The sequence below is a fragment of the Achromobacter sp. D10 genome, assembly GCF_035282245.1.
GTDB lineage: Bacteria > Pseudomonadota > Gammaproteobacteria > Burkholderiales > Burkholderiaceae_B > Achromobacter > Achromobacter insolitus.
This window is the reverse complement of record NZ_JAYJLE010000001.1, coordinates 1,077,504-1,091,012: the sequence shown is the minus strand read 5'-3', so window position 1 is coordinate 1,091,012 and position 13,509 is coordinate 1,077,504. Positions and strand designations below refer to the sequence as shown.

14 protein-coding genes are annotated in these 13,509 nt (G+C 64.5%); 9 read left to right on the top strand and 5 right to left on the bottom strand.

All coding sequences use genetic code 11. The features are described from left to right. Nucleotides 1–27 precede the first annotated feature (27 nt). Both VCS63_RS05235 and VCS63_RS05230 read right to left on the bottom strand, forming a co-directional pair. On the bottom strand, nucleotides 28–939 hold the full coding sequence (locus tag VCS63_RS05235; protein ID WP_042795525.1) for a fumarylacetoacetate hydrolase family protein: 912 nt from the start codon (nucleotides 937–939) through the stop codon (nucleotides 28–30). An 87-nt stretch (nucleotides 940–1,026) separates the two neighbouring features. Continuing rightward, on the bottom strand, nucleotides 1,027–2,151 hold the full coding sequence (locus tag VCS63_RS05230) for a cupin domain-containing protein (RefSeq protein WP_042795526.1): 1,125 nt from the start codon (nucleotides 2,149–2,151) through the stop codon (nucleotides 1,027–1,029). Nucleotides 2,152–2,348: 197 nt separating this feature from the next. Between VCS63_RS05230 and VCS63_RS05225 the strand changes: the two genes are divergently transcribed. The 6 genes from VCS63_RS05225 (at nucleotide 2,349) to VCS63_RS05200 (ending at nucleotide 7,182) form a co-directional block, all read left to right on the top strand. Continuing rightward, entirely contained in the window at nucleotides 2,349–2,594 is a 246-nt protein-coding gene (locus tag VCS63_RS05225) for a hypothetical protein (RefSeq protein WP_042795528.1), read from the top strand. A gap of 117 nt (nucleotides 2,595–2,711) precedes the next feature. Next, nucleotides 2,712–2,900, top strand: a complete 189-nt coding sequence (locus tag VCS63_RS05220; RefSeq protein ID WP_323878771.1) for a hypothetical protein — start codon at nucleotides 2,712–2,714, stop codon at nucleotides 2,898–2,900. Nucleotides 2,901–2,929: 29 nt separating this feature from the next. Next, nucleotides 2,930–3,202, top strand: a complete 273-nt coding sequence (locus VCS63_RS05215; RefSeq protein ID WP_063639335.1) for a hypothetical protein — start codon at nucleotides 2,930–2,932, stop codon at nucleotides 3,200–3,202. A gap of 509 nt (nucleotides 3,203–3,711) precedes the next feature. Continuing rightward, nucleotides 3,712–4,524 (top strand): gluconate 2-dehydrogenase subunit 3 family protein, encoded by an 813-nt coding sequence (locus tag VCS63_RS05210; protein WP_323878768.1) that lies wholly within the window; start codon nucleotides 3,712–3,714, stop codon nucleotides 4,522–4,524. Beyond that, complete coding sequence (locus VCS63_RS05205) at nucleotides 4,517–6,286, top strand: GMC family oxidoreductase (RefSeq protein ID WP_323878766.1); 1,770 nt, start codon at nucleotides 4,517–4,519, stop codon at nucleotides 6,284–6,286. The genes VCS63_RS05210 and VCS63_RS05205 overlap by 8 nt, the downstream gene beginning before the upstream one ends. Nucleotides 6,287–6,309: 23 nt before the next feature. Further along, nucleotides 6,310–7,182, top strand: a complete 873-nt coding sequence (locus VCS63_RS05200; protein ID WP_323878764.1) for a c-type cytochrome — start codon at nucleotides 6,310–6,312, stop codon at nucleotides 7,180–7,182. Between the two features lie 54 nt (nucleotides 7,183–7,236). Here the strand turns inward: VCS63_RS05200 and nadE are convergent, their stop codons facing one another. Next, entirely contained in the window at nucleotides 7,237–8,097 is an 861-nt protein-coding gene (gene nadE, locus VCS63_RS05195) for an ammonia-dependent NAD(+) synthetase (RefSeq protein WP_104653881.1), read from the bottom strand. Nucleotides 8,098–8,568: 471 nt separating this feature from the next. Here nadE and VCS63_RS05190 point away from each other — a divergent pair, with 471 nt between their 5' ends. Then, entirely contained in the window at nucleotides 8,569–9,738 is a 1,170-nt protein-coding gene (locus VCS63_RS05190) for a zinc-dependent alcohol dehydrogenase (protein ID WP_323878761.1), read from the top strand. An 81-nt stretch (nucleotides 9,739–9,819) separates the two neighbouring features. Here the strand turns inward: VCS63_RS05190 and VCS63_RS05185 are convergent, their stop codons facing one another. Both VCS63_RS05185 and VCS63_RS05180 read right to left on the bottom strand, forming a co-directional pair. Then, nucleotides 9,820–10,719, bottom strand: a complete 900-nt coding sequence (locus tag VCS63_RS05185; protein WP_164794186.1) for an MBL fold metallo-hydrolase — start codon at nucleotides 10,717–10,719, stop codon at nucleotides 9,820–9,822. Nucleotides 10,720–10,744: 25 nt separating this feature from the next. Further along, entirely contained in the window at nucleotides 10,745–11,578 is an 834-nt protein-coding gene (locus tag VCS63_RS05180) for an alpha/beta hydrolase (protein WP_323878758.1), read from the bottom strand. Nucleotides 11,579–11,950: 372 nt separating this feature from the next. On the opposite strand from VCS63_RS05180, the gene VCS63_RS05175 reads away from it, so the two are divergent. Together VCS63_RS05175 and VCS63_RS05170 are read left to right on the top strand one after the other, a co-directional pair. After that, nucleotides 11,951–12,829, top strand: a complete 879-nt coding sequence (locus tag VCS63_RS05175) for an RNA polymerase sigma-70 factor (protein WP_063639332.1) — start codon at nucleotides 11,951–11,953, stop codon at nucleotides 12,827–12,829. A gap of 120 nt (nucleotides 12,830–12,949) precedes the next feature. Continuing rightward, nucleotides 12,950–13,384, top strand: a complete 435-nt coding sequence (locus VCS63_RS05170; RefSeq protein ID WP_323878755.1) for a cupin domain-containing protein — start codon at nucleotides 12,950–12,952, stop codon at nucleotides 13,382–13,384. Nucleotides 13,385–13,509: the final 125 nt, after the last annotated feature.

The following is a 13,509-nucleotide window of genomic DNA, read 5'->3' as shown; positions in this document are numbered from 1 at the left end:
TTGCCCGCCGCTGTGCGGCCGGGCGCGTTAAACGGCCACCACCGGATGGCGCAGCGTGCCGATGCCTTCCACGCAGGCCACCACCACGTCGCCCGGCCACAGCCATTCCTGCGGCTTGCGGCCCGCGCCCACGCCTTCCGGCGTGCCGGTGGCGATGATGTCGCCCGGTTCCAGCGTGATGCCCGCGCTGATGTCCGAGATCAGGAACGGCACCTTGAACAGCATGTGGCGCGTATTGGAGCCCTGCTTCTTCTCGCCGTTGACCGTCAGCCACAGGTCCAGCACCTGCGGATCGGGGATCTCGTCCGCTGTCACGATGCACGGGCCGAACGGCGCGTAGGTATCCTGGCCCTTGGAATAGATCCATTGGCCGGCGCGGCGGCAATCGCGCGCGCTCATGTCCAGCATGACGCTGTAGCCGAACACATAGGACAATGCATCGGCCTCGGCCACGCGCGAGGCGCGGCGGCCCATGATCACCGCCAGTTCCACTTCCCAGTCCAGCTGCTGCGTGATCTTGGCGTTGTGCTCGATGGCATCGCCCGGCCCGATGACGGTGGTGGGCGGCTTGGAGAAGATCACGGGCTGCTTGGGCAGATCGGCGGAAGTATCCAGCGTGCGGCTGGATTCCGCCACGTGCTCCACGTAGTTCAGGCCGATACCGAAGATGTTCTTGCGCGGGCGCGGAATCGGCGCCAGCAGTTTGACGTTTTCCTGCGGCAACGCAGTACCCACGGGCCAGGCCCCGCGATAGGCCTCCATCAGCTTGCTCGCCTGCGCCACGGCCACGGGACCCAGGTCGATGAAAGCCAGCATGTCGTCAGGCAGGTCTACGCCGCCAGCGCGGCCCAGCAGGGCCAGATCGATTACATAGCCTTCGGCCAGCGCGCCCAGACGGGCGGCGGCGGTGGGATGAGCGCGAAAAGTCACCAAGCGCATAGGAACTCCATAAATTCAGGACGAGTTGAGTCAGGCGCGCGAACGAGGTCCGCGCGGCGGAAAAGATTCAATAGGGACCGGGCGGCGCTAGATCAGCACTTGGTGGCCGTCGTTTTCCTTGACCGCTTCTTCGCGGTAAAGCGCCAGCGCACGCATCACGGGCAGGTCGTTGAAACTGAACAGGCAGGCATCGTCGTTGGACGAAAGATTGACGTGTTCGTGGATCGCCCAGGAAGGCACGCAGAAGATGTCGCGCTCGGTCCAGTCATAGCGCTTGCCGTCGATGATGGAATAGCCGCTGCCCTTGGCCACCTGGTAGATGAAGCTGCCGGTATGGCGGTGGGCCTTGGTATGTTCGCCGGGCCGCAGCAGTTGCATGCTGGCGCCGATGGTAGGCATGACCGGGCCGCCCGTCGCAGGATTGACGTATTCGAGCAGGATGCCGTCATAGGGACTGCCGGCGGTGGTGCGTGCATAGCGGCGCAGCGCTTCGTAGGTGGGCTCCCACTCGTACTTGAACAGGGGCGAGTACGGCTTGGTCCATCCGGATACCTGCGGCTTGAGGGCCGCATTGCCCCAGGCGGCGCTGGTGTCGTCCACGGGATAGGTCACGGTCTGGTTCAAGTCAGGATGCACGGCGTAAAAGCCCGCCTCCATCGCGTTGACCAGCGGAATGTCCAGGCCGTCCTGCCAGATACAGGTGGTGCCGTCTTCCGCCACGCCGTGCTCATGCCAGGTGCCATTGGGCGTCAACACGAAATCGTTCGCGCCCAGCGTCATCTTGTGGCCGTCCACCACGGTGTATGCGCCCCGCCCTTCCATGATGAAGCGCAGCGCAGAGTGCGAATGCTTGTGGGCGGAAGCCAGCTCGCCGGGTTTCATCACCTGCAGGCCCGAATACAGCCAGCCCACGGCGGCGGCCACGTCGCGCCGGCCGGGGTTGTTCAGGTAAATGACGCGCCGGCCCGCTTCTTCCGGAGAAACCAGTTCGGCGGACCGCAACACGTGGCCGCGCAGATCCTGGTAGCGCCATACCACCGGCACCGAGACCGAACGGGGCGCCCAAGGCTCGATCTTGTTCGCCACCGTCCAGAGGGCGCCGGTTTCCAGGCGCGCCAGCTCCTTGTAGTAGGCAACCAGCTCGGGCGAGTCGGCCACATTGGCTCGGCCTAAGGTTTCCTCGCGGTACGCGTCGTAGCGGTTCGCTTCCATCCCTTGCCTCTTTTTATAAAAATTTAAATATTTTCGAAAATAATAGAGGCGAGCTGAAAATCGGGCAACGAGCGCGTCCTAGGGGTTTTCCCAGGCCGCCTGAAAATTATTGGCGCAGCGTCGAACAATACTGTACAAAAACACAGTACAGCGTGATACATTTCGCTCGCCCAAAAACTGTCGTCCAGGAGAACCCTGTGTCAGAAGCTGCTCATCTCGTCCAATACATCGTCGTTCCCTACCGCGCTGCCGCCAATGGCGTCGCCCCCGGTGAAATCCGCCCCGCCAGCAGCGAGTTCGGCGCCATTCGCATCGCCAACTCCATGGCCTCCAAGTTCGCCGGCGTCGCGGCCTATGAAGTGCTGGTGGACAAGGAAACCGGCGACATGGAATCGCCGCGCATCCTGATGCAGATCGGCACCGTGCCCGCCCTGGACGACTGAAGCCGTCCCTGCGGTCGCCATGAGGCGCCGCAGCTGCGGCACGGCAATTGCTGCCCACCCGAGGAACGACGCTGCCCAGGCGCCAGCCTGCGCGTCCAACCTGAACGGGCCCGCCAGATGATCGTAGAAGTCTTCCAACGCCCTGACCTCTCCTGGGCGTTTCGCCGCATCGCCATGCTGGGCGTCCAGGAGGACGGCCAACGCTACGCATCCCGGGACGATGCCGCGGCGGCCGCGCAGGCGGCATATCCGGACGTGGCGATAACCCTGCGCGAGCCCGACACCGACGGCACGACACTTGCTTGACCGCATCTCCGTCACTAACGAGGGCCGCCATGCAAACCAGAGATCCAGTTCCCACCCCGACCGACGCCCGTGAACCTCTGTGGGAAAGACTGCGCCGTATCGATGACGCGCGCCCCGACTTTCCGGGCGAGCACGTCATCGTCTTCGGCGCCGGCGCCTGGCTGATGTTTACGGGCATGCGCAGCGGTCCCGGCTGGAAGGGCGTCATCCTCACGGCGTTGGGCACCGCGCTGGTCGGTCGCGCGGCCAGCGGCACGGGCGGCATTGCCAAGGCTGCCCGGATATTGAAGCGGCTGAGTTGAACCCCTGAGTACGAACCCTCACGGGTCGGTCGCGACCAGAATGTTCAACGCTGATCTGCGGTACCGCCGGACCCGGAAGATGCGCCCGAGCCCGGCGCCCCACCCTGCCCGGTCGAGCCCGTGGTCGCCCCGGTGGGGCCTTGGCTGCCGCGAGCGTCGGTTCCTCCCTGTTCTCCTCGGTCCCGCCCCTGCGCAGGGTTCGGGGAGTCGGCCGCCGGTAAATTTTTCCGCTCCTGTTCCGATTTCCCTTCCTTCCTCTGATGATGGGCGGCAGCGCCATCATCGGCGGGCCCCGCGCGCGAACCGGACTGCTTGTCCTGGGGCGGGGAATCCGGAGGAGCCGCCAGCGAGAGCGACGCTCCTCCTAGCAAAACAATGGCGATCGCGCGTAAAGTGACGGACATGGCTGACATGGGAGCTCCTTCAGGAGAATGGAGTGTTGCCCATGCAAACGCCGTGCCGGGCTCAACGCTTGCTGTAGCCGCCGCGAGTCCAACAAGGAGAACGGTATGAACGAGCAGCAGCCTGTCGTTCCACCCGCCAGTGAAGACGCGGGCGAAACCCCTCCGGCGCCGGGACGCCGCCACGTCCTCAAGGCCCTCGCGCTCGGCGTTCCGGGCGCGCTGGCAGTATCCGCGACGCCCGCCATGGCGCAGGGCTCGGCCTCCCCGCCACAAACTCCCGCCGCCGCGCCCGCGCCCTTGCGCTTCTTCAATGCGCAGGAGGCCGCGCTCATGGACGCCATCGCGTCCCGCCTCATTCCTGCAGACGAACTAGGCCCGGGCGCCAAGGAAGCAGGGGTCACTTTTTTCCTGGACGGCCAATTGGCGGGCGCCTGGGGCGCAGGCGACCACCTGTACCGCCAGGGCCCTTTCCAGACCGGCACGCCGGAGCAAGGCTACCAACTTTCCTTCACGCCGGCCGAGATGTATCGGCGCGGGCTGGCCGCTTTCGACGACGCGGTGCGCAAGAAGGAGGGCAAGCCCTATGACCAGCTTGCCCCAGACGTGCAAGACGCGTGGCTTGCGTCGATGCAGAAGGGCGAACTCGATTTCGACCCATTGCCCGCGGAAGTGTTTTTCCAGGCCTTGCTGGAAGGCACCATGGAAGGCTTCTTCAGCGACCCGCTGTATGGCGGCAACAAGGATATGGTCGGTTGGAAACTCGTGGGCTTTCCGGGTGCGTATGCCAGTTTCTCCAACGACATCGAACGGCATGGCGTGATCTGGCGGGGAACGCCCGTGTCCATCGCGCAGGCTCGCGGGCACCACCATGCGCCGGGCGGCGAAATGCCCCATAAACAAGGAGGTGGCCATGGCTAAGACGATGCCCGCGGTGGACGTGGCCATCATCGGGGCGGGCTGGACCGGCTCGATCATCGGCAAGGAACTGGCCGCCGCCGGCCAGCGGGTGCTGGTCCTGGAACGTGGCGAACCGCGCTGGCCATCTCCCGACTTCCAGGGACCCAATGTCCATGACGAACTCAAGTACACGCGCAGACATGCCCTGCACCAGAACACGGCCAGCGAAACCTTCACCTTCCGCAACCACGACGGGCAGACCGCCTTGCCGATGCGGCGCTGGCAATTCGCCTATCCCGGAACGCACCTGGGCGGCGCGGGCAATCATTGGTCGGGCGCGTACTACCGCTTCGATCCCACCGACTTCAACATGCGCAGCCATTACACGGAACGTTACGGCGCGCGGATCTTCGACAAAGACCTCACGTGCCAGGACTGGCCGCTGAGCTACGACGAACTCGAGCCGTACTTCGACCGCTTCGACTATCTGATCGGCGCGTCGGGACAGGCAGGAAACATCAAGGGCCAGAAGCAGGAAGGCGGCAATCCCTTCGAACCGTGGAGGTCGCGTCCCTACCCCAATCCGCCCATGAAGGTTCCGTACGCACCCGCTCTGTTTGGAGAAGCGGCGCGCAGCCTGGGCTACCACCCGTATGTGCAGCCGTCCGCACTCTGTACCCGGCCCTATGTAAACACCGAAGGCCTGCAAATGAGCGCCTGTGTGTATTGCGGCTTCTGCTCGAACTTCGGCTGTGAGCACTACGCCAAGGCGTCGCCCCAGGTATGTGTGTTGCCGGTGGCGCTCAAAATGCCGAATTTCGAACTGCGCACCGGGGCCCATGTGCTGCGCGTGGAACTGACACAAGACAAGAAGCGCGCCAGGGGGGTGACTTACGTGGACGGCGCCGGCACTGAAGTTTTCCAGCCGGCCGAGGTTGTCGTGCTTTGCGCGTTTGGCATAAATAATGTCCGCCTGCTGCTGCTATCCGGCATTGGCGAACCTTACGATCCGCAACGCGACACGGGCGTGGTGGGACGCAACTACACGCACCAGACCACGTCGGGCGTCAATCTCTTCTTCGACGAATCGTTCAACATCAACCCCTTCATGGGCGCGGGCGCCGTGGCGGTCACGATGGACGACTTCAGCGCGGACAATTTCGATCATGGGCCGCTGGGATTCGTCGGCGGCGGCTACCTGCAGATCCAGGTAGTCAGCGGAGCTCCCATCGGCTACCACCCCGTGCCCAAGGGCTCCGCCGCCTGGGGCAGCGCCTGGAAGCAGGCCGTCAAGCGCTATTACAACCATTCGGCGTCGATCACCATTACCGGCTCCGCGCAGCCCACGCGCGGCAGCTATCTGAGCCTGGATCCCACCTACCGGGACGCGTGGGGCTTGCCCCTGCTGCGCGTCACCTATGATCTCCCGGACAACGACATCCGCATGTCGGCCTTTCTAACCGAACGCGGCGACGAAATCGGCCGCGCGATGAAGGGCGTGCAGCGCACGGAGCCGGGTCCGCGCAAACGCCCCTTTACCGCCGCGGCATACCAATCGACGCATCTGACCGGCGGAGCAGCCATGGGAGCCGACCCGCGCACCAGTGTGGTGAATCGCTATGGCCAGACCTGGGACGTTCCCAATGTGTTCGTCACTGGCGCGGCGCTGTTTCCCCAAAACTCCGGCTACAACCCCACGGGCACCGTCGGCGCGACGACCTACTGGATCGTGGAAAAGATCAAATCCGATTATCTGAAGTCGCCAGGCCCCCTCGTGACCTGAGCGACGTAGCCGGGGTGACCATCATGGGCATGCCTGTACGCAGCTATGTAACCTTAGGCCTGATCGTGGCCGCACCGCTGATCACGCTTGTCGCCACGTTCTATCAGATGTACGGCCAGGGTGGCGACGGCTCGATCGCGCCATCTCGAGTGGAGCAACCGCCCGCTCCCCCGCCCGTGCAAAGTGCTGCGCCTGCCGCCGCCCCGGCGGCGGCGCCAGCTGCGGCCTTGCCTGCCGTTGTGCCTCCCAAGCCGAGCACGCCGGTTCCCGGCCGCAGTGCCTTGGACTTTTCCGTGCATCGCCCGGCATGGGAAGCCGCTCTGCAGCGCGCCAATGTCGACGCCGGCAAGCAGCTGGCCCAGGCAGGCAAGGCGGGCGTGCAGGCTTGTGTCGCCTGTCACGGACCGGCCGGCATCACGCCATTGGGCGGGGCCGTCCCCAATCTCGCGGGACTGAGTTCCGATTACCTGGCAAAACAGCTATGGGACTTCCGCGACGGTAGCCGCGAGCATCCATTGATGAGCGGAATCGCCAAAGGCCTGTCGGACGAAGAAATCGCGCACCTGGCGCGCTACTACGGCGGACTTCCAACGAGCGGCCTGGGCCCGGCCCAACCCGACACGGGCCAACATGAGGCCGCCCTGCGCCTGGATACGCTGGGCGACGGTCCGCGCGCGCTCCCTGCCTGCGCCAATTGCCATGGCCTGCAGGGACGCGGCGAAGGGCCTTTGCTGCCTCGCCTGGCGGGCCAGCCCGCGCCTTACTTCGTGGATCAGATGAACGCGTTTCGGTCCGGGCTGCGCAAAAACGATGACGTAGGCGCCATGCGAGCCTTTGCGCAGCGCCTTACGCCGGACGAAATCGGCCAACTGGCCCGCTATTACCAAAGCCGCTAGGCACGGAATAAACCCGCCCGCCATGCCCAAAGACGCAGGACGGCACGCCACACGTCAAACGCGCGCGCTTGGCGCCTGCGGCGTCGGGGCAGGCTGGCGCTTGTGCGCCGAGGCGTCGAATAGACGGATCAGGTGCTCAGCCACCGCCTGCTCCACGGGCCGGCCCTCCAGAAAGTCGTCTATCTCCTGGTAGGTCACGCCCAATGCCTCTTCGTCGGAACGCAAGGGGCGCAGCGTTTCCAGGTCAGCGGTCGGTGTCTTCATGACGAGACTCGATGGTGCTCCGAGCGCGGCGGCCATCTCCCGCACGCACCGTTTGGTCAAGCCGCTCAGCGGCATAACGTCGGCCGCGCCGTCGCCGTGTTTAGTGAAAAAGCCGGTCAGCATCTCCGCGGCATTGTCGGTCCCGACCACCAGGCCGCGACCCGCGCCTGCAATCGCGTACAGCGCCATCATTCGTTGCCGCGCCTTCATGTTGCCCACAATGAAGTCTTCGGCCTGCTCGCCCCCATATTCGATGGCCGCAGCCTCCAACGCCATGCGCAGCGCATCCACGGCCGGCTGGATATTGATGGTCAGGCGCCGGCCTGGCGCTATGAAATCCATTGCTTGCCTGGCGTCCTGCTCGTCGCTCTGCGTACCATAAGGAAGACGCGCCGCGACTAGCGTGCAAACGTGCCCGGATGAGCGCAGCCGCTGCACGGCGAGTTGCGCGATCCGCCCCGCTACTAATGAGTCCACCCCTCCGCTGACGCCGATCACATAGGCATCCTTGCGGGCCGCGAGCAAGCAATCGGCCAGGAACACTGTCCTGCGCTCCAACTCTGCATCGATATCGCAGTCGGGGTTCACCCCCAGGTAGCGCGCGATCTCGTCCCGGCGCGCCTCGGTTTCCGCCAGCATGGCTTGCTTCATATGGGATCTCCCCTGCTGCCTGTACCGTCTCCTGCGCCTCGCGGCGCTGGTCCCAATTGCAATTCCCAGCCTGAACGCGGCCTCTGCGGAACGCATCTTGTTGCGCGTTGCGCTCGACCGCGCCCGATGCCGGACACCCGCTGATTTGCCCGGTGCGCACTGCCTCCGCCCGCGAACTCGCGCTCCAAGGCGCAAGATTCATGCCCGCGGACTTCGCCCGGCTTGGCCAAAATGCCTACTGGGCGCCCGTGCTTGATGACGTACGGCGGGTCGTCAACAGGGCGGGGACGCCCCAGGCTGCGACGGGATTCCACCTGGGCAAGCGGGCGCCTGACGACGTCTTGCGCGCGCTAAGAACTCCCGCCTGCATTGTCCAGCCCTGCCTTGTTTATGGACCGGGCGGTCGGCCAGCGACGGCACGATAGTTGCTGCCTGATGCGCACCGTCAATACCTGACCACGGGAGCCTCCCATGAAAGCACTTTGCTGGCACGGCAAGCATGATGTCCGCTTCAACACTGTTCCGGATCCCATCCTGGAACACCCGCGCGATGCCATTATCAAGGTGAGCGCCTGCGCCATTTGCGGATCGGACCTGCATCTGTTCGACGGGTTCATGCCCGAGATGAAGTCCGGCGACATTCTCGGACACGAATTCATGGGTGAAGTGGTTGAAGCAGGCGCACAGGCCGGCAACCTCAAACCCGGCGACCGGGTCGTCGTTCCGTTCACCATTACTTGCGGCGAGTGCGAGCAGTGCAGAAATGGCAATTTCTCGGTGTGTGAACGCACGAACCGCAACGCCGACAAAGCCGCCAAGATGTTCGGCCACACGACGGCGGGCCTCTTCGGGTACACCCATCTCACAGGCGGGTATGCTGGCGGCCAGGCCGAGTATGTCCGGGTTCCGTATGCGGACTCCACGCACATCGCCGTTCCCGAACAGCTGTCCGACGAACAAGTCCTGTTCCTTGGCGACATTCTCCCCACGGGTTGGCAGGCTGCGAAGCAATGCGACATCGAGCCCTCGGATACCGTGGCGGTCTGGGGTGGCGGTCCCGTGGGGCAAATGGCTATCCGCAGCGCGCTGCTGTTGGGAGCCAGGCAGGTGGTCTGTATCGAGACGGTTCCCGAGCGGCTCGCCATGGCTCGCGAAACAGGCGCGGTGACCATCGACTTCTCCAGCGAAAGCGTGGTCGACCGCCTGCGGGACCTTACCAGCGGCAAAGGGCCGGAAAAGTGCATCGACGCCGTGGGCATGGAATCGCACGGGGGCAGCTCAATGGAGTTTCTCTACGACCGCGTCAAACAGGCAGTCGGCGCGGAAACGGACAGGCCGCATGTACTGAGGGAGATGATCTATGTGTGCCGGCCAGCGGGCGTCCTTTCCGTTCCTGGCGTATACGGCGGACTGATAGACAAGATTCCATTCGGCGCGTCGATGAACAAGGGCCTGACGTGGCGCATGGGCCAAACACACGTCCGCCGGTGGACGGATGAACTGCTGCGCCTGATCGGCGAAAGGAAGATTGATCCCTCCTTCGTCATCACGCATCGTGCCCGGCTGGAAGCCGGCGCGGATATGTATAAGACCTTCCGGGACAAGGCGGATGGATGCATCAAGGTGGTGCTGACCCCCTGATGCGGGTTCGCGCCTGGATGCAGCGCGATGTGCGGGTAGACGCTGCGTCGACGCGCGCCAGGTCCACCCGCAACGACGCGGTCAAAAATCCCAGATCACGGGCACCCAACGAAAGGCGTCGCCATCGACCGCGACCCGGCCCACGGATGGGAACGGCAGATGGGCCGCGACCAGCAGCCCGCGATTTCGGGCCAGCTCCTGGAACAGGCCGATGCGCACGCGGGCAGATTCCTCGGGATCGTGTTCGAATCCGTTGTGCCATTCGGGATGGTCGAATGCGACGGGGAACATGGCGTCGCCGGCAAAGGTCAGGCGTTCACCTCCCGAGATCAGGTCCACCACGCTGTGCCCCGGAGTGTGCCCGCCAGTCAGGCGGACAATGACGCCCGGCGCCACCTCATGCCGGTCCTCGAAGAGGCGCAGCCGATCGCGGTATTCGTTGTAGAAGCTGGTGGCCGTGGACCTGAGCACTGCAGGCACGGGCTTGGGCATGACGGTGTGCGAAAAGTCCGGCGAAGTCCAGAATGCCACTTCGGTGGCGGACACATGGATGCGCACGTCCGGACGCAGACGTTCCTTCACGCCCGGCACCAGCAATCCACCCACGTGGTCCATATGCATGTGCGTGATGATCACATCGGTCACGGACTCCAGCGCAATCCCCGCGGACTCCAGCCGTTGGGGAAACAGCCCGGCGCGCGGAAAGCCCGCGAACTGTCCTCCCAGCCCCGCGTCGATAAGAATGGTCTGGTCTGCGCTGCGAGCCACCATCACGTTCAGCGGCCAGTCGAAAGCGTCGGGGGGCATGAACATGTGCTCCAGCCAAGCCGCGAGGTCGGAGGGGTCGGCGTTGGTGGCCATCGTCGCGGTCGGCAGGGGCAGCACGCCGTCGCTGACGACCAGCGCGTCGATGTCGCCGATCTGCAGCGCGTAGCGCGAGGGAACCAGATCGATGGATTCGGTGTTTTCAATGGCAAGCATGGCGATATCTCCAGGAAGGCGCCCGTCAGGCGGTGGCGCGGATGAAGGCAAGCAGGTCGGCATTGATACGGTCCTGCATGGTGGCGGTGAGCCCGTGCGGCGCGCCCGGGTAGTAGATTTCCTTGGCGTTCGTTACCAGGCGCGCGGCCTTCTTCGCCGAATCGTGCACCGGCACGATCTGATCGTCCTCCCCATGCATGAACAGGGTCGGGACGTCGATCTTTTTCAGATCCTCGGTAAAGTCGGTTTCCGAAAATGCCTTGATGCATTCGTAGGCGTTCTTCTGACCGCTTTGCATGCTCCACAGCCAGAACTGGTCCAGCATGCCTTGCGAGACCTTGGCGTCGGGACGGTTGGCGCCATAGAAGGGAATGGCCAATTCCTTGTAGAACTGCGAACGGTCTCCCGCCACTCCCGCACGGATGCCATCGAAGACCTCGATCGGCAGGCCCTCCGGATTAGCGGCGGATTTCAGCATCACCGGCGGGACTGCGCCGATGAGCACCGCCCTGGCCACGCGCTTGCTGCCGTGGCGGCCGATGTAGCGCGCCACCTCGCCGCCGCCCGTGGAATGCCCGATCATGGTGATGTGCTTCAGGTCCAACGCCTCGATCAGTTGCGCCAGATCGTCGACGTAGCCGTTCATGTCATTGCCGGTTGACGGCTGGGAGGAACGGCCGTGGCCACGGCGATCGTGCGCAATGACCCGAAAGCCGTTGCTTGCCAGATAGTGCATCTGCCCATCCCAGGCGTCCGCATTCAGCGGCCAGCCATGCGAGAAGGTGACGACGGGGCCGTCGCCCCAGTCCTTGTAGTAGATCTGCGTACCGTCATTGGTGGTGTAGGTATTGCTGGTCATGGTCGTGCTCCGGTTGGGTTAGGCGCTGCGTCGGGGAAGCAAGTGAGGCCATGGTAGGGGCGGGGTTTCATGGCCGGTAGGCATGCAGCGGGAAGCACGCTGTTGTGCGACGCGCACCAATGCGCATCGATGCGCGCCAGCAGGGCAGCCCCCCACGCGCGCTCTGCCGATGACCCGCCGACCTTGCACACCGGACCGCGCAAAATCCGATTGTTGTCACGCAGACAACACCATGCGTCCTTACGCAGCCCCCGCGCCGCCACCCGCCGGGTGCTCTGGCGGCCGGCGCTTTACACGCTTGTCCTGCCCGGAGCGCTGCGGCAAAATAGCCTGCCCTCCCCGCCCCCTTTCCCCTAGGCGTTGGCCCATTCCATGACCGGCTCCGTGACCCTTTTCGACCGCCACCGCCCTCGCCTCTACGCGATCGCCTACCGCATGTTGGGCTCGGTGGCCGAAGCGGAAGACATCGTGCAGGACGCGTGGCTGCGCTGGCATGGCGCCGACACCGCCGAGATTGAGAACCCCGAGGCCTGGCTGGTCACCGTGACGACCCGCCTGTCCATCGACCGTCTTCGCGCCGCCAAGGCCGAACGGGAGAACTACGTGGGGGTCTGGCTGCCAGAACCAATGTTGATGGCGACGCCCTCCACCCCCGAACAGATCCACGAACTTGCCGATGACGTTTCCGTGGCGTTTCTGTTCATGCTGGAGCGCCTGTCGCCGGATGCCCGCGCAGCCTTCCTGATGCGCGAGGTATTCGACGCTGAGTACGAGGACATCGCGCACACCCTGGACAAGACCCAGGCAGCCGTGCGGCAACTGGTGCGGCGAGCCAGGCAGCAATTGCGCCAAGGCACCCCGCGCGAGGCGGTGCCGCGCGCGACGCTGCACCGGCTGCTACTGGCCTTCGCAGACGCGATGCAGCGCAGTGATTTCCACGGCCTGCACGCATTGCTGAGCGACGACGCCGAACTCATCGGCGATGGCGGCGACAAGGTCACGAGCTTTGCCAGCCTGGTGGGCGGCAAACGTCTGGCGCAACTGTTCTACGCCGGCAAGAGGCGCTACCGCGATGCGCTGAGCACCGAAGTGGTCGAGGTGAATGGGCAATGGACGCTGCTGCGTTTCATCAACGGCGATCTTGAATCCGTGCAGTCCTATGAAACGGACGGCGAGCGCCTGACCCGGGTCCTGGTGCAACGCAATCCGGACAAGCTGGCACGCGTTGCGGCCGCCCTGGCGCAACGTTGACGCCGTCCCTGCGCCGGCTTTGGTGCATGGCGGGCAACATGGTGGTCCCTTGCGCGGGTCTACCGCCGCGCCACCGCCACTTCTACGATGGACCTGTCACCACTCTTGCCAGGACAGGCCATGTCGACACTCACCAAACTTGCTTTGTCATTGATCGCCGCCGGCGCGCTGTTCGACCAGCCTGCCCATGCTGCGTCGCATCACGGAACGCCCGCCGGCAAGCCGGCCGACCCGATCGTTACGGAACTAATGAACAAGGACTTGCCGGATATTCCCGGCAAGGACGCCCTGATGCTCGTCGTCGACTATCCGCCTGGAGCGGCCGACCCCTTGCATCGCCACGATGCCTCGGCCTTTGTCTACGTACTTGAAGGCAGCATCGTCATGCAGGTCAAGGGCGGCAAGGAAGTGACCCTGACCCCGGGCCAGACCTTCTATGAAGGCCCCGACGACATCCATACCGTGGGCCGCAACGCCAGCCAGACCAAGCCCGCCAAGTTCGTGGTCGTGCTGATCAAGAACAAGGGCGCGCCCGCCCTGATCCCCGTCAAATAAGGGACAGCCCTACCCTGTATTGGCCAGCCTCGGGCGCCCTATGCCCGCGCTGGCCAGATTTTTTTTGAGGGCAGCGTCACAAAATCGAACGATCCAACGTCTTAGGAGGAGGATCAACCAACTCG

What these genes read in the sequence shown, in the direction of transcription:
- VCS63_RS05235 (WP_042795525.1), bottom strand. Translation starts at nt 939, where the DNA reads ATGCGCTTGGTGACTTTTCGCGCTCATCCCACCGCCGCCGCCCGTCTG.
- VCS63_RS05230 (WP_042795526.1), bottom strand. Translation starts at nt 2,151, where the DNA reads ATGGAAGCGAACCGCTACGACGCGTACCGCGAGGAAACCTTAGGCCGA.
- VCS63_RS05220 (WP_323878771.1), top strand. Translation starts at nt 2,712, where the DNA reads ATGATCGTAGAAGTCTTCCAACGCCCTGACCTCTCCTGGGCGTTTCGC.
- VCS63_RS05215 (WP_063639335.1), top strand. Translation starts at nt 2,930, where the DNA reads ATGCAAACCAGAGATCCAGTTCCCACCCCGACCGACGCCCGTGAACCT.
- VCS63_RS05210 (WP_323878768.1), top strand. Translation starts at nt 3,712, where the DNA reads ATGAACGAGCAGCAGCCTGTCGTTCCACCCGCCAGTGAAGACGCGGGC.
- VCS63_RS05205 (WP_323878766.1), top strand. Translation starts at nt 4,517, where the DNA reads ATGGCTAAGACGATGCCCGCGGTGGACGTGGCCATCATCGGGGCGGGC.
- VCS63_RS05200 (WP_323878764.1), top strand. Translation starts at nt 6,310, where the DNA reads ATGGGCATGCCTGTACGCAGCTATGTAACCTTAGGCCTGATCGTGGCC.
- nadE (WP_104653881.1), bottom strand. Translation starts at nt 8,097, where the DNA reads ATGAAGCAAGCCATGCTGGCGGAAACCGAGGCGCGCCGGGACGAGATC.
- VCS63_RS05190 (WP_323878761.1), top strand. Translation starts at nt 8,569, where the DNA reads ATGAAAGCACTTTGCTGGCACGGCAAGCATGATGTCCGCTTCAACACT.
- VCS63_RS05185 (WP_164794186.1), bottom strand. Translation starts at nt 10,719, where the DNA reads ATGCTTGCCATTGAAAACACCGAATCCATCGATCTGGTTCCCTCGCGC.
- VCS63_RS05180 (WP_323878758.1), bottom strand. Translation starts at nt 11,578, where the DNA reads ATGACCAGCAATACCTACACCACCAATGACGGTACGCAGATCTACTAC.
- VCS63_RS05175 (WP_063639332.1), top strand. Translation starts at nt 11,951, where the DNA reads ATGACCGGCTCCGTGACCCTTTTCGACCGCCACCGCCCTCGCCTCTAC.
- VCS63_RS05170 (WP_323878755.1), top strand. Translation starts at nt 12,950, where the DNA reads ATGTCGACACTCACCAAACTTGCTTTGTCATTGATCGCCGCCGGCGCG.